Origin of the sequence: Pseudomonas sp. TWRC1-2 (assembly GCF_049896685.1) — a bacterium.
Lineage (GTDB): Bacteria > Pseudomonadota > Gammaproteobacteria > Pseudomonadales > Pseudomonadaceae > Aquipseudomonas.
On record NZ_JAFCUU010000008.1, the window covers coordinates 71,731 to 86,411 of the forward strand.

13 protein-coding genes and 1 pseudogene are annotated in these 14,681 nt (G+C 59.6%); 6 read left to right on the forward strand and 8 right to left on the reverse strand.

Features of this window, described 5'->3' with window-relative positions; genetic code table 11:
- Nucleotides 1-6: 6 nt before the first annotated feature.
- The 8 genes from ACP7B3_RS22130 to ACP7B3_RS22165 all read right to left on the reverse strand — a co-directional run bounded on the left by ACP7B3_RS22130 (nt 7) and on the right by ACP7B3_RS22165 (nt 9,384).
- The gene (locus ACP7B3_RS22130) at nt 7-828 is read right to left on the reverse strand and encodes an IclR family transcriptional regulator (RefSeq protein ID WP_426180786.1); all 822 of its coding nucleotides are present in this window, start codon (nt 826-828) and stop codon (nt 7-9) included.
- Between the two features lie 3 nt (nt 829-831).
- Nucleotides 832-1,683 carry a fumarylacetoacetate hydrolase family protein gene (locus tag ACP7B3_RS22135; protein WP_426180788.1) on the reverse strand — a complete coding sequence of 284 codons (852 nt, stop codon included), beginning with the start codon at nt 1,681-1,683 and terminating at the stop codon, nt 832-834.
- Between the two features lie 234 nt (nt 1,684-1,917).
- Entirely contained in the window at nt 1,918-3,363 is a 1,446-nt protein-coding gene (locus ACP7B3_RS22140) for a carotenoid oxygenase family protein (RefSeq protein WP_426180790.1), read from the reverse strand.
- Nucleotides 3,360-4,580, reverse strand: a complete 1,221-nt coding sequence (locus ACP7B3_RS22145; protein WP_426180791.1) for an MFS transporter — start codon at nt 4,578-4,580, stop codon at nt 3,360-3,362. Before ACP7B3_RS22145 ends, ACP7B3_RS22140 begins: the two co-directional genes overlap by 4 nt.
- 15 nt (nt 4,581-4,595) lie before the next feature.
- Nucleotides 4,596-5,588, reverse strand: coding sequence for a SphA family protein (locus tag ACP7B3_RS22150; protein WP_426180792.1), 993 nt, complete (start codon nt 5,586-5,588; stop codon nt 4,596-4,598).
- Nucleotides 5,589-5,936: 348 nt separating this feature from the next.
- Nucleotides 5,937-7,247 carry an MFS transporter gene (locus tag ACP7B3_RS22155; protein ID WP_426180794.1) on the reverse strand — a complete coding sequence of 437 codons (1,311 nt, stop codon included), beginning with the start codon at nt 7,245-7,247 and terminating at the stop codon, nt 5,937-5,939.
- A 117-nt stretch (nt 7,248-7,364) separates the two neighbouring features.
- Entirely contained in the window at nt 7,365-8,618 is a 1,254-nt protein-coding gene (locus ACP7B3_RS22160) for an enolase C-terminal domain-like protein (protein ID WP_426180796.1), read from the reverse strand.
- 28 nt (nt 8,619-8,646) lie between these two features.
- Nucleotides 8,647-9,384, reverse strand: a complete 738-nt coding sequence (locus tag ACP7B3_RS22165) for a FadR/GntR family transcriptional regulator (protein ID WP_177017707.1) — start codon at nt 9,382-9,384, stop codon at nt 8,647-8,649.
- A gap of 253 nt (nt 9,385-9,637) precedes the next feature.
- Here ACP7B3_RS22165 and ACP7B3_RS22170 point away from each other — a divergent pair, with 253 nt between their 5' ends.
- The 6 genes and pseudogenes from ACP7B3_RS22170 to ACP7B3_RS22195 form a co-directional block, all read left to right on the forward strand.
- The gene (locus tag ACP7B3_RS22170; RefSeq protein WP_426180798.1) at nt 9,638-10,405 is read left to right on the forward strand and encodes an SDR family oxidoreductase; all 768 of its coding nucleotides are present in this window, start codon (nt 9,638-9,640) and stop codon (nt 10,403-10,405) included.
- Nucleotides 10,406-10,496: 91 nt separating this feature from the next.
- Complete coding sequence (locus ACP7B3_RS22175) at nt 10,497-11,861, forward strand: MFS transporter (RefSeq protein ID WP_426180800.1); 1,365 nt, start codon at nt 10,497-10,499, stop codon at nt 11,859-11,861.
- 11 nt (nt 11,862-11,872) lie between these two features.
- Nucleotides 11,873-12,925, forward strand: coding sequence for an L-idonate 5-dehydrogenase (gene idnD / locus ACP7B3_RS22180; protein ID WP_426180802.1), 1,053 nt, complete (start codon nt 11,873-11,875; stop codon nt 12,923-12,925).
- A 70-nt stretch (nt 12,926-12,995) separates the two neighbouring features.
- A complete protein-coding gene (locus ACP7B3_RS22185; RefSeq protein WP_426180804.1) occupies nt 12,996-13,949 on the forward strand; it encodes a sugar kinase in 954 nt (317 codons plus the stop codon).
- Between the two features lie 129 nt (nt 13,950-14,078).
- Nucleotides 14,079-14,378: a hypothetical protein gene (locus ACP7B3_RS22190; protein ID WP_262206187.1), complete on the forward strand. Its 300-nt coding sequence runs from the start codon at nt 14,079-14,081 to the stop codon at nt 14,376-14,378.
- Between the two features lie 33 nt (nt 14,379-14,411).
- Nucleotides 14,412-14,577 (forward strand): annotated as a pseudogene (locus tag ACP7B3_RS22195) (DUF4113 domain-containing protein); the annotation flags it as partial.
- Between the last annotated feature and the right edge of the window lie 104 nt (nt 14,578-14,681).

Sequence of the window (14,681 nt, forward strand, 5' to 3'; positions counted from 1 at the left end):
AAGGTTTCAGTCCGGCTGTCGGGGGGCGTGGGTGAGCGCCGCCATGCGTTGTGAAAGCGCCTGCGCGAGGCTGAGCATCTGTGCCCCTTGTTGCGCTTCCAGGGTGTTGTCGCGCTCCTCGATCGGGCGAACGCAGCTGATGCTGCCAACCACCTTGCCGTCGCTGTCGAGGATCGGCGCCGCCAGGCCGTAGACACCGGGATCAATTTCAGCCGCGCTGGCGACATACCCCTGACGGCGTAGTTGCTGCAGTGAGCGGCGGAACTGTTCCCAGGTGTGGCCCAGGTTGCTGGCGCGGACTTCGTCGGGGTTTTCCAGGAACAGTTGGTTGTGCTGGCGCGAAGTCATGTTGGCGAGGATCGCTTTCGAAGTGGCGCCGAGGAACAGCGGCCTGGGTGAACCACGGGAATAGCTGACCTCACTGAACAACTCGCCCTGTTGGTGGATGCACACCACCTGGTCCTTGAACAGCCGGCAGATCAGCCACACTTGCTGCTCGCTCCAGCGCGGCAGGTCCTGTTCCAGGGACTGTGCCGCGCGCACCAAGGGGTCGCTGAGGCGCAATTGGCGGTCCCAAGTGATAATCCGCGCGCCCAGCGCGTAACGTCCGGCCTCGACTTGAAACAACAGGTTCGCCTCGGCCAGTTCGCGAACGTAGCGGTAGATGGTCGAGCGGGTATAACCGAGCTCCGCGCCCATTACGTCGACCGCCCAGATCGGGCTGGCTTCGGTGAATAAATCCAGGACCCGCAGCATGCGTTCCAGGCTCGAGCCTTTGTTATCGGCGTCCTGTTCCGGCGGGGCTTGTGATTCAGACAATGGCTTCATGGCTTACTGCTCGTCGGCGATGCTGTTGCGCAGGATGCCGATACCGGATATCTCGACCTCGACGGTATCGCCAGGCTTCATCCAGACCGGCGGTTCGCGGAAGGCGCCGACGCCACCGGTGGTACCACTGACAATCACATCGCCGGGCGCCAGTTCGGTGAAGGTGGAGCAGTACTCGATCAATTGGCGCACGTCGAAAATCATGTCGCTGGTGCGGGTGTGTTGCATCACTTCGCCGTTCAGGCGCGTGGTCAATTCCAGGTCCTGGGGGTCGCCGATTTCATCGCCGGTCACCAGCCAAGGACCGAAACCGCCGGTGTTCGGAAAATTCTTGCCGGGCACGAACTGGATTGTGTGCTTCTGCCAGTCGCGGACGCTGCCATCGTTGTAGCAGGCATAGCCGGCGACATAGTCCAGTGCATCCGTCGCTTTGACGTGCCGTGCGGTTTTGCCGATGACCACCGCCAGTTCGCCTTCGAAATCCAGTTTGTGCGAAGCCTTGGGGCGAATGATCGGTTGCAGGTGGGCCACCTGGCTGTCGGCGAAACGCGTGAAAATCATCGGGTAAGTCGGCATTTCACGGCCGGTTTCACGCACGTGGGTGGCGTAGTTGATGCCGATGCACAGCACTTTGCCGGGGTTCGCGATAACCGGCAGGAACGTCACGTCTGCCACTGCCACGCGTGGCAGTGGCGCGAGCACGGCCTGGGTCAGTTCTCCCAGGCGGTTGGCGGCAATCGCCTGCTTGAGGTCGGCGCCAAAGGTGGCCTTGACCGATTCCAGGTCAATTATCTGATCACCGTCAACCACACCGTAAGTCGTGCGGCCTTGAACAACGAAGCTTGCGAATTTCATGAAGCGTCCTCTCGGAAAGGGGAACGGGAGCGGGGCAGTAATGGGGTTAATTTAGGCGTATGCATTAATCCTGTAAAGTGGGATTTATGCATAAATCTCGTATTGCGGAATAAATGTGGGTTTTGTGTTCGATCATCGAATCGAGATTTCCAACGCCAAGCAACCCGCGCCATTCCATGGGGGGTGGATGGCGACGGGTGTGGCTATTGGAGGAGAGGGGAGTGCCAGGCCGACTTAACGTGGCACCCAGCAGCCGTGCAGCGACATGCGCATGCGAAACGGGATTTTGATACGTGCGATAGGGCCCGCTGACATGTCAGCCGAGTCCAGTACCACCAGTTCGCTGCGGCCTTCGGCAATCAGGTTGAGCAGGCAGACCACGTAGCCATCACCTTCCGGTGCCTCAGCCGAGCGTGGAATGAAAATGGGCTCCTGAAAGCATCCGCTGTCACCGGGGAACCAGGCATCGGTGACGCCGGTTGTGAGGTTGAGGTGCGCCAGCAGGTTGAAGAACTGAAACGGCATTGGCCCGTTCGACGGATTATAGGGCCGCTGCGGATCGAAGGCGAGCAAGAACCCGTGTTCATACTGGCGTCCGATGTAGCGGTCATCGCAGCGGGGAAACTCGCAGGGGTAGTCCGTCAGTGCCTGGGGTTGCAGCTCATCGTGCGAGCTGTGGAGGTCGAACACCCAGCGCATCAGGCTGGCTGCCAGGGTTTCCGGCGGTGGTACGAAGCCGTCCGCCTGGGGGAAGAAATAGAAAATATTGCCGCCGGTGACCGGCATGTCCAGGTAGATTTTTCCGTCTGCGTCGAAGGCATTCAGGGTATGGCCCTGGAAGCCGTCTTTGGGCCCCTTGAACCAGCGCACGTCCCGCGCGTGCCCATGGCGGGGCACCACGGCAAACAGCTGGGGCAGCTCGGGCTGCCACTGGAAATGCTGGCCGCCGTTTTTCATGCGTTCGACGTCCACCGTCAAGGGGATCAGTGGGAACACCACGTAATGCTCGGTGACCGCGAAGTCGTGGACCATCGCGGCGTAGGGCGCCTGGAACCAGATCTCATGCAGCAGTTTCCCCTGCGGCGAAATCTCGAAATAGGCCATGTCGGGTGTGCCGTCGCCTTTGGCTTCGTAACTGAAGGCCAGCAGGTTTCCGGTGACCGGGTCGAGCTTGGGGTGGGCCGTGAAGGTCGCAGCGTCGATTTGCCCGTCGAAATTCCACTCGCCGAGGGTCTCCAGTGTCTGCGGGTCCAGCGCCCAGGGCATGGCATCCTCCTTGAGTGCCAGCAGGACGTTGTTGTGCGCGATCACCGAGGTGTTGGCGGTGGTGTTGTTTTTTGCCGCGAGCGGGTCGTTGGTGTACGCGTTGCGGTACACGCCATTGAGCGAACGTCCTTCACGGCGTTGAGCGACCAATCGGTCGGTCAACACGTAGCGGCGGCGCAGCGAGACCTTGCCATCGGCAAAGTAAAAGCCGCTGACCAGGGCGTCGCCGTTGAAGAATATGTCGGTGCCCAGCATGGGCGGGTACTGCGGGTCCGGTGACACCTGATAAAAGGTGCCACGGATCGCCTCGGGGATCGCGCCTTCGACCTCAAGGTCATACACCTCGCCTTCGACGCGGCTGGGTGTGTACAGCGCCCCGGAAAATTCGGGGGTGTTGGGGAATGGAGTATTCATCGCTTCATCTCATGGATCGGTTTCGTTAATGACATGCAGGCCGATTGCGTCGAGAGCGCCTGCCCACAAGGCTTCACGCCTCGACGGAAGCGAGCCACCACCAGGCACGAGATGATCAAGGCCAGCACATAAGCGCAGGCGGCCAGCCAGCCCACCGCGCGAAAGTGTCCATCACCCACCACCAGCGCGGCGCCAAAGGGGCCAAGCCCTTGGCCGACGAAAATCGCGGCGTTGCCCAGGCCCGCCAATCGACCGGAGGGGTCCAGTTCGGCGGCCATCGAAAGCAGATACGGCAAGCTGAAAAACCACACCATATGAATCAGGCAAGCCGTGGTGGCGAACGCAACGGTACTGTCGCCGTAGACCATGATCAGCGTCGCCAGCAAGGCGGTGCCAAAGCTCAACAGTTGCGGGAACAACAAACCCAGGCGTCGTCCGATCATCCCGGAGAGTCCCGCACCCAGGGCGCCGGCCAGGATGCTGCCACCGAGGATGGCGCCGATTTGCTGGGGCTCCAGGCCCAGACTCTTGCCGATTCGCTCCTGATACACCCACAGGGCGGAATGCCCGAAAAACAACAGCGCAAACAGTGCGATCAGCAGCATGGAGGTCAGCCCGAACGGCCGGGCCGCACCGTGGGCAATGCGATGGGCGTCTGAGTAGTGCCTGGGTATTCTCCAGCAACCCAGTGCGGCAAGCAGGCTGGTGATGGCCAGCAGGAAAAAGGCACCTTGCACGCCAAACGCCTGCAAGAGCAGGGGCATGGACGTCACCAGCAGCATGCCCCAGAGCAGGTTGCCGATATTGATCACGGCAAATGTCGCGTCTTTAGACCTGCGCAGTGCAGCGGTTGCATACACCACCGCCATGACCGCGCCACCGCTGGCACCGCAGATCACCCTGAAAACCACCAGCCACGCCTGGCTGTGAAGCTGGGTGCTGACCAGGTTGCCGGCGGCCAATATCAACAAGGCAACCAGCGCAAAGCGGCGGCGGTCGACACGTGCCATCAGTAGCGCACATACGCCGCAGGCGATGGCCATCGCGATCAGCTCGGCGGCGAAAATCACGCCGATGGCATTGAGCGGCACACCCAGCTGATCAATCAACGCGCCACCCAGGATCGGCTGGATCTGCAGCGTGCCCAGGGAAATGACCATCATCAGGCAAATAGCGCCCAGTGATTTCTTGCTGTCGATGGAGTTGAGCGCATTCATCAAACATCACCTCAGTCAGAACTTGTGAACGTAGCGAACCTGCACGGCGTAATCGGTTTTGCTGCGGTTTTCCACGCCGGTCTCTTTATAGGTATTGAGCCAGAAGGCCTTGTCCTCGGTTATTTTCCAGAACAGGCCGGGGCCGATGCCGAGCACCTTCTCGCGAGAATTGCTCAGGCGATCGCCGTTGGCCTGGTCATCCGAAATCTGCCTGAAGTAATAGCCGTTGATCCCGACCGAGACCTTCGGGAACACCTCGTACGAGGCCGTGAAGTTGGCCCATGCCGACTGCCCTGCCCGGGTGTCGCGCACCGGTCGCCCTTCATAGAACTGTGCCGAACTGCTGGCCGGGTCGTCGTTCTTGAAGTTGTACAGGTAGTTCAAGCGCCAACTCACTTCCCAACGCGGTGCCGGCATCAAGGTGGCGGCCCAGTAGGGGTTGAAGGAGAAGTAATTGGAGCCGGGGTTCAAGTCCTTGTGTTTGTCGTACTTGCCGGTGGGCAGGATCGTATCGAAGGCCACGCGCTGCACAAACACGGGCCGGCCCTCGGCGTTGACGATCGGGTCGAACTGGATCTGCGGGCCGACGGTGACGTCACCCAGACCGACCCCGTTGTCCTTGAGCTTGACACCGTTGTCGCCAAAGTCGCCGTCCAGGGAGACCACCGGGACCAACAGGCTCCAGCCCAGGTGCGCGCCGCCACCGATGGTGTTGGGTGAGTAATAGCTGAATTGGTTGATCAGGGTAATGACATTGATTTTCGGGTTATCGAAGTTGCGGTTGTCTTTGCCGGCATTGTCACGAATGCTGCTGGACGTACTGAACTTCAGGTAGGTCTGATGCGTCAGCCCGGGTGGCCCGGCGAAGCCGTCGTAGAAGCTGGTGCCGCCCAGGTTGATACCGCTGGGCTGGCTGACGGAAGGCGGAGGTGGGCCCTCAGCAGCCTGGGCGGCAAGTGATACGAAGCTGAAAGCCAGGCACGCTGGCAAGGATGCGTTCAGTTTCATTGACGTCGCTCTATTATTGGAGTTGTGAGCTGGGGTTGCTTCCCCTGGCGCTTCAACTTTAATTCTTGAGCTTTGCTGTTGCTTGAACGCAGCGGTCAGAGTTGACTGAGAGCGCCAGGTTGATGGCGCTGTGGTTTGTGGCGCGCGTGACGCCTGGTGTGCCTTATGGCATTCAGGAGGGCAGTGATAACAACCAGGCGCTGACTGTTTTGAACGCCGCAAGGCACAGCGCTCGATGCGCTCCACTGGGACCGACTTCGCCCAAAGCAGGGCCGACACCGGAAGTTCGAGGCCCCGGGCTCGCTATCGTTATCCTGGGGCCATCCGATCATTTCAGCGGTGGTCTTATTACCTGCGGTTCTCGCTTACCACCACTAACCCCATGATGACGGCCGCCGCCAGCATGCCTGCGGTCATGAAAATATAGGCCGCTCCCGGATTGCCTGTCAGGCCGATGAGGTAGCCGACGATCCACGAGCCGAGAAATGCGCCCAGCGCGCCACAGGCATTGATCAGCCCGATGGCGCCACCGAATACGTTGGCCGGCAGCAACTCCGGAATCAACGCAAAGAAGGGGCCGTAAGGTGCGTACATCGCCGCCGCCGCAATGGTCAGCAGGCTGAATGACAGCCAGAAGTGCGTCGAACCCAGCAAGTAAGAACCCAGAAAGGCCAAGGCGCCGAGGGCCAGCAGCGGCCAGACGAACAGTTTACGCTGCCCGGTTTTGTCCGAGGCCCAAGAGACCGCCAGCATGGTCACTACTGCGGCCACGTAAGGCACAGCACTCAGCCAGCCGGTGGTGACGATGTCAGACGCCGAGGCCTGCTTGATGATCGACGGCAGCCACATGATGAAGCCGTACACGCCGATGCTCCACAGTGCATGCACCAGACACAGCTTGATCACCAAGGGTGAGGTGAATGCCTGACGGTAGTTGCGCATCACCTTCATGTTTTTTTGTTCGTCGGCCAGTGTGGCGGCCAGTCGGTCTTTCTCCTCGCGGGTCAGCCAACTGACTTCCTCGGGTTTATCCCGCGCCAGACGCCACCAGACAAACGCCCAGAGCACCGCCGGTGCGCCTTCGATAATGAACATTTCTCGCCAGCCCCAGGCGTGGATCAGGTAGCCGGAAACCACCGACATCCATAACACCGTGATCGGGTTGCCGAGGATCAGGAAGGTATTGGCGCGTGAGCGTTCCTTGCGGGTGAACCAGTTGCTGATGAAGATCAGCATCGCCGGCATCACCGCCGCCTCCACCACCCCCAGTGAGAATCGAATGATCATCAGCATCGGGATATTGGTCACCAGGCCCGTGGCCATGGCGCAGAAGCCCCACAGGACCAGGCTGCAGAACACCAGTTTGCGCACGCTGTAGCGTTGGGCATAGATGGCGCCGGGCACTTGGAAGAAGAAATAGCCTAGAAAGAACAGCGAACCGATCAGCGAGGACGTGCCCTTGCTGATGTTCAGGTCCTGCTCGATACCGGAGGCGGCGGCGAAGCCGTAGTTGGCCCGATCGAGGTAGGCCAGGCTGTAAGTGATGAAGATCAGCGGGATCAGGTAGAGCCAGCGTTTGATCGCAAAGCGCTCGGACTTGGACCCGCGGGTGGCACGGGTGTCTCCTGCCGAGAGAGCAGTCTCTTTGATGGTGTTCATGAATAGCCCTTCATTATTGTTGTAATCGAGGGTGTTGCATTCAGGTGCAGCGGATCAGCGCCGGGGCCTTGGCGCAGACGCCAGGCGAGGGGTGACCGACGTCGCCCCCGGGACCTTTCAGGGACGCGCCGCCGTGCCGTCCGGCAGGCGTGCATTGGTCCAGCTTGGAATGCCGCCCTGGCACGGATAGCGCTTGGCTTTCTCCTCGTCGATGTCCACGCCGATACCCGGCCGGTCACTGAGGTAGGCGTAGCCACGGTCGATTTCCGGGCAGCCAGGGAAGACGTCCAGCAGATTGTCGTTGAGCGGGGTCCATTCCTGGATGCCGAAGTTGGTGGTGCTCAGGTCCAGGTGCAGGTTGGCGGCCACGCCGACCGGCGAGATATCGCCCGGGCCATGCCACGCCGTGCGCACACCGTGGAACTCGGCGAAGGTGGCAATTTTTTTCGCTGGTGTAATGCCGCCGACCGTGCTGACATGGCAACGGATAAAGTCGATCAGGTTGTTCTGGATCAGCGGCTTGAATTCGTTGACGTTGGTGAACAGTTCACCCATGGAAATCGGGGTCGAACTCTGTGCGCGCAGGGTTTTCAACCACTCGATGTTTTCCGGTGCAACAGGGTCTTCGAGGAAAAACAACTGGTGTTGTTCGAGGTTCTTCGCCAATTGCACGGCGGCGATCGGCGACACGCGTTCATGCACGTCGTGAATGAACTCGACACCGAAACCCAGCTTGTCGCGCAGGTGATCGAACAGTTTGGGCACGGCACGCAAGTAGGCATCCGGATCGAAGTAGATACCGTGGGTCTTGTTGCGCGGTGAGATTTTCGGTTGGATGTTTTTCGCCCTGGCCAGCTTGCCGGCAATCAGCTTCAGGTCCTCGGTGCCAGAGCCTCCGTACATGCCCATCTGGCAGCGCACGTGCTGATAGCCTTCTTCCATGGCTGCGCGAATGCTGTCTTCCACTGCGACTTCATCTTCACCGTCACAGTGGCGGTACAACGGCACGCCATCGCGGCAGCGGCCACCGAGCATCTGGTAGACCGGCAACCCGGCGACTTTGCCCTTGATGTCCCACAGCGCCATGTCCACACCGGACAGTGCATTGTTCATGATCGGCCCGGAGCGCCAGTACCCGCTGACGGCCCCCGACTGCCAGATGTCTTCGGTGCGCAGCGCATCCTTGCCGATCAGGAAGGGTTTCATGTACTGCTCGATGGCCGCCTCGACCGCGAAGATACGCTGGGTAAACGTTGCACAGCCCAGGCCGTAGAGCCCCGGCTGGTTGGTTTCCACTTTTACCACCACCAGATCAATGCCGCCTGGCGCGGTGAGAATCGTTTTTACATTTGTGATTGTTATGGATTCCATCTCGCTCTCCCATTGAGCTGTCGTTTGCTTATGTCTTGAATCCGTCGCCGGCATTGCTGCGTGACTCGATGAGCCGTGCCTCGTTGATCGCGTCTACGTTGTTGGCCATCGCCTCGTTGAGGGTCTCGGCCGCAGCCACGGCGTCATGGTTTTTAATCGCCATGTAGACCTTGATGTGCGCATTGACGCTTTCCAGGGTGACCCCCAGAACGCGATTCAACTCTTCGAGGTAATACAGGTAGATGTGCCGGATCGAATCCATGGCATGGATGAAGATCTTGTTGTGCGAGGCCTTGACGATGGCGTAGTGGAAATCAAAGTCGGCCTGGGAATAGCGCTTGTAATCGTCCTTGTTCACCAGCATCCGGTTCAGGGCCGCTTCCAGCAGGGCGATGTCGTCGCTGGTGGCGTGCTTGACTGCCAGTTCCATGCAGCGAAACTCCACGGCCTCGCGAAACACCCGCATGTCTTCGAATTCTTCCTGGGACAGATGCATGATCGGCTGGCTGTCATTGAGCACACCGTGCTGTTCAAGGTCCTTGATAACGAAGGTGCCCTTGCCCTGATGCGTCACCACGATGCCCAGGCCGCGCAACCGCTGGACCGCGCTGCGCACACTGACCCGACTGACGTCGAAGGTGGCGATCAGCTCGGATTCGGAGGGCAGCTTGCTGCCGGGCGGCCAGAGACCCTCCAGAATGTTGTGCTTCATCTGCTCGTAAACAGCGTTGACGGTGTTTTGAGTTTTGACGATTTCACGATTCATTTTTGTGGTTTTCAACTCGTCACATAAGTTTGATTCTTTTAGCACCTTCCGCCAATAAATCTAAGAAGTAAATACATTGAAAGGGAGAAAATGGATTTTTTTCTTGATTGTTGCGCCGATTCGAGATCAGGATAGCCTCAGGTTGTCCCATGAGTTCGTATTTTTACGGCCAACTTATTAGTTAAGTTGTGGCGTCGCCAGGCGTATCGGGGCTTTGTACCAAGAATAAAAAACGCTGAATACCGAGGAAATCATGTCATCACTTTTCGATTTGAGCGGACGCACCGCACTGATAACCGGTTCCACTCGCGGCCTGGGTTTCTCCTACGCACTTGGGCTTGCAGAGGCGGGTGCCACGGTGATCCTCAATGGCACCGACGCGGCGCGTCTGGAAGACGCCGTCGGCCAGCTCGCTGCCAAGGGGCATCGCTCCACGGGTCATCTGTTCAATGTCGCGGATGAAGCGGCGGTGGAGGCGATGTTCCGCGAACTCGACAGCCAGGGCGTGCTGGTCGATATCGTGATCAACAACGCAGGTATCCAGCACCGTCAGCCGATGCTCGAGTTGGCGCTGGCCGATTGGCAGCGAGTGCTGGACGTCAACTTGACCAGTGCCTTCATCGTTGGCCGGGCGGTGGCCAAGCGTCTGGTGGCCGCTGGGCGTGGCGGCAAGATCATCAACATCGGCTCCCTGACCAGCGAAGCGGCCCGCGCCACGGTCGCGCCTTATACGGCTGCCAAGGGTGGCATCAAGATGCTGACCAAGGCCATGGCCGCTGAATGGGCGCAGTTCAATATCCAGTGCAACGCCATCGGGCCGGGTTACATCCTGACCGAAATGAATGCGGCCCTGGTGGACAATCCGGACTTCGATCATTGGGTTAAAAGCAGCAACCCGACCCAACGCTGGGGGCGCCCCGATGAGTTGATCGGCACGGCGGTCTACCTCTCATCCCAGGCCTCCAACTATGTGAGCGGCCAGATTATTTATGTCGATGGAGGCTGGCTGGCCACGCTCTGACCGGGTCCGTTCGATAAGGCGGGCATTGCCTGTTCGCCATGCCCGCGGGCGCAAGCACTTACCTGATAAATACAAATAAATAGGTAGAGCGATGAAACCCACACGCGCAAGACTTTCGGTCTTGGCCATGCTGTTTGTGGTCACGGCAATCAACTATATGGACCGCGCCAACCTGTCGGTGGCCGGCTCGGCGATTCAAGGCCAGTTCGCCTTGTCGCCGACCCAGTTGGGCCTGCTGTTTTCGATGTTCACCTGGTTCTACGCCATGAGCCAGGTGCCTGTCGGCTACGTACTCGACCGCGTGGGGCCACGACGCTTGTACGGCAGCGCGATTATCCTGTGGAGTGTGTTCACATTTGTCATGGGCTTCGCTTCCCATCATATGTTCGCCACCGCGTCGGCGTCGTTTGTGATGCTGCTGGTCTGCCGCGCGCTGATCGGCGTCGCTGAAGCCCCATCGTTTCCTTCCAACACCAAGATCATCGCCAACTGGTTCCCCGACCATGAGCGGGCGCGAGCCACTGCGGTCTATTCGAGCGCGCAGTACATTGGCCTGGCGGTGCTGACGCCGGTGCTGTCTTACATCGTCGCCACCTGGGGCTGGGAAGCGTCCTTCTACCTCTCTGGGGCAGTGGGCATCGTCTTCGGCATCTATTGGCTGATCGCCTATCGCGATCCCCAGCACAGCACCAAAGCTAATCAGGCAGAACTGGACATGATCCGCGACGGTGGTGGTTATGGTTCGGCCAACCAGCGAGGCAACAGCACCAGGGTCAACTGGCCGGACGTACGCCACGTGCTGCGTCAGCGGACGGTGTGGGGGTTGTTTATCGCTCAGTTCGCCGCGTCGTCGACCCTGTATTTCTTCCTCACCTGGTTCATCGTTTATCTGGAAAAAGGCCTGGGCCTGTCGATTGCCACCGCCGGGATTGGCGCGATGTTCCCGTATCTGATGGCCATGTGCGGCGTGCTGTGTGGCGGCGTACTCAGCGATATGCTGCTCAAGCGCGGTCATTCGCGCACCAAGGCGCGCAAGATTCCGGTGATGTGCGGGCTGGCGGTGACGACCAGCATTTGCCTGGTGAATTTTTTCGAAGACCAGCCGGTGATTGCCATCGCGATTCTGTCCGTGGCGTTCTTCGCCAATGCCTTCTCCAATCTTGGCTGGGTGGTGTGCAGTGACGTCATTCCACGGCACCTGATCGGCACGCTGGGTGGTTTTTTGAATATCTTCGGTAATTTGTCGGGGATCATCAGCCCGATTGTTATCGGGGTGATTCTGGAGCGCACCCACAGCTTTCAGTACGCCATGTTTTACATCGCCGCCGTGGCATTGATGGGGCTGCTCGCTTACACCTTTCTGGTGGGCAAGATCGAAGTCGTCGAGCTGCCAAACAAGCAATCCAAATCCGCACCTGAATCCGACCGCCCGCTGGGCAAACCTTCCCAGGCATGAGGTAAATCGCAATGGCTATTCAAACAATCGAAAACCGCGCCTGTGTCGCCTACGGGATCAAGGACGTACGCCATACATCGCTGCCCCTGGCGTACTCCGACGAGGAGCAGGTCCTTGTCAAGGTCAGTCGCGGTGGGATCTGCGGCTCCGATATTCATTATTACCAGCATGCCAAGGCGGGCATGTCGATCCTCAAGAACCCGCTGGTGCTGGGGCACGAGTTCATCGGGGTGATTGCCGCCGTGCCCACGGGCAGCACACTGAAGGTGGGGCAGCGGATCGCAGTCAACCCGTCGCAGCCGTGCAACCGCTGCGCACTGTGCCTGGAGGGCAAACAGAATGTCTGTCGCAGCATGAAGTTCATGGGCAGCGCGCAATTCAACCCCCATGTGAACGGTGGTTTTTCCGACTACGTCGCCGTGACTGAGCAGCAATGCGTGCCGTACGCCGACAGCTCCAAAGACAGCGTGATGGTGTTCGCCGAGCCGTTGGCTGTCGCCATTCACGCGGTGCATCAGGCCGGTGACCTGGTGGGCAAAAAGGTCCTGGTCACCGGCTCCGGCCCGATCGGGTGCCTGGTGATGGCGGCCGCGCTCAAGGCGGGTGCCGCCGAAGTGGTTGCCACCGACATGAGCGAGCGCTGCCGCGAACTGGCCCTGCAAATGGGCGCGACGCTCGCCGTGGACCCGACCGACACCGCACGCACCGCGTCATGGGCCGAGGAGGGTGGGTACTTCGATGTCTGCTTCGAAGCCTCCGGTTCACCGGCAGCCATCGCCTCCACGGCAGCGTTCACGCGCCCCAAAGGCACGGTGGTGCAATTGGGCATGGGCCACAACACGGTCGAGATGCCGCTGGGCCTGCTGCTGGTCAAAGAAATCAAATTGGTCGGCTCGTTCCGTTTTATCGACGAATTCACCACATCGGTGCGCTGGCTGGAGAGCGGCCGTATCGATCCGCTGCCGCTGCTGTCCGCTGAGTTCAATCAGCATCAGGTGGTTGAGGCATTGGAGCTGGCCGGCGACAAAAGCAAAGCGGCGAAGGTGCAACTGATCTTCGCTTGAACACCGTTTTACGCCTCGGCCCTTCCCCTGCGAGGGGCTGTTTATGAACCGCATCGGATAATTGAACGTCATGACTTTCATTGCGCCGCCCCAAGCGACTCTGCGTATTGCCCTGATCGGCGAATGCATGATCGAACTGCAACAACGCTCTGACGGCCAGCTAAACCAGAGCTTTGGCGGCGATACTTTGAACACGGCCGTTTATTTGCGTCGCCTGGCCGCTGCCAAATGGCAGGTGTCTTATGTCACGGCGCTGGGCGATGACAGTTTCAGCGATGCCATGTGCGCCGCCTGGGCCAGTGAGGGGCTGGACCTGTCGCTGGTGCAGCGTCTGCCGGGACGCCTGCCGGGGTTGTATTGCATCCAGACTGACGCCCAGGGCGAAAGGCGTTTTTTGTATTGGCGCAACGAAGCCGCCGTCCGCGAGTGTTTTACCCAGGCTTTGGCTGCGCAGGTATTGACGGCGCTGGACGACTATCGCGTGTTCTATCTGAGCGGCATCACACTGGCCGTGCTCGGTGAAGCGGGACTTGATCGCGTGTTGCCGCGATTGATCGCGGCGCGTGCGCGCGGCGCCAAACTGGTATTCGACAATAACTACCGGCCCCGCCTGTGGCGCGACCGTCAGCAGGCGACAGAGACCTATCAACGCCTGCTGCCTCATCTGGATCTGGCCTTGTTGACCCTTGACGATGAGCAGGCCCTGTTCGAGGAGGCCGACGTCGAGTCGATCTTCAAACGCTACCGGCAAATGGGGGTGAATGAGGTGGTGATCAAGCGCGGTGCGCAGAGCTGCCTGCTTCAGTACCAGGGGGCGTTGCACGAAGTCGCTGCGACCAGGGTTGCCAGGGTGATTGATTCTACCGCCGCCGGTGATGCGTTCAGTGCCGCTTACCTGGCCTGTCGGCTGCAAGGAGGCATACCGCAGCAAGCGGCTGCCGAAGGTCATCGACTGGCCGGGCGAGTCATTCAGTACCCGGGGGCAATAATTGCACGGGAGGCAATGCCTGGATTTACGCAATAAACGCTTCGGCGTGTTTTTTCGTTTGGCGCGTGGTTGACCACCACTGGTGCGGTTGAACGGCCGACGCCGGGAACGACCCACTACGCCTGCAAGTCTACCTGTATCTACTCATCGGTAAGGTACAGCGCTATGGATAAGACAATCACCGTGGATCAACTGGCGACGGCCGACCTTGGATCAATCAACGAGATATGGCTGGGCGAGACGCATACCCAGCTGTGCCTGTGGCGTGGTGAACAAGTCTTCACTCACGAAATGATGAGCGAGGGCACGCACGACCAGAATGTCCAACGCCTGTGCTTGCAGTTGGTCAACCCTGACGATCAGGCGGCAGTGGCCAGCGTTGAGTTGATCGTGCGCGAACGGTTGAAAAAGATGGGGAAGGAGGGCGAGTTTTATCCGGCTGAAGAGGCGGACACTCACCAATAGTCAGTATTTGGCGTTTGCATTATGGTCACTACGCAGAAGGTCATGGGCGTTCTGGATGCAATCAACGGCCGGTGGAGCAGGGGGACGATGCGCTTGGCCGGCGTGCCTATCGATCCGGATTGGGGCATGCGAGGAGAGATGATTGAGCCAACGTTTCACGACCCGTGTCGATCAGCTTTGGACTGTTTACTGCCGGTAGATACAGTCCAGGCACGGGATTTCTATTCTCCCAGTAGCTGAACTTACTCTTTCTATGGGATTCAATTCATGACCCCGGACGCGTGTCGACAGGTTTACCAGTTC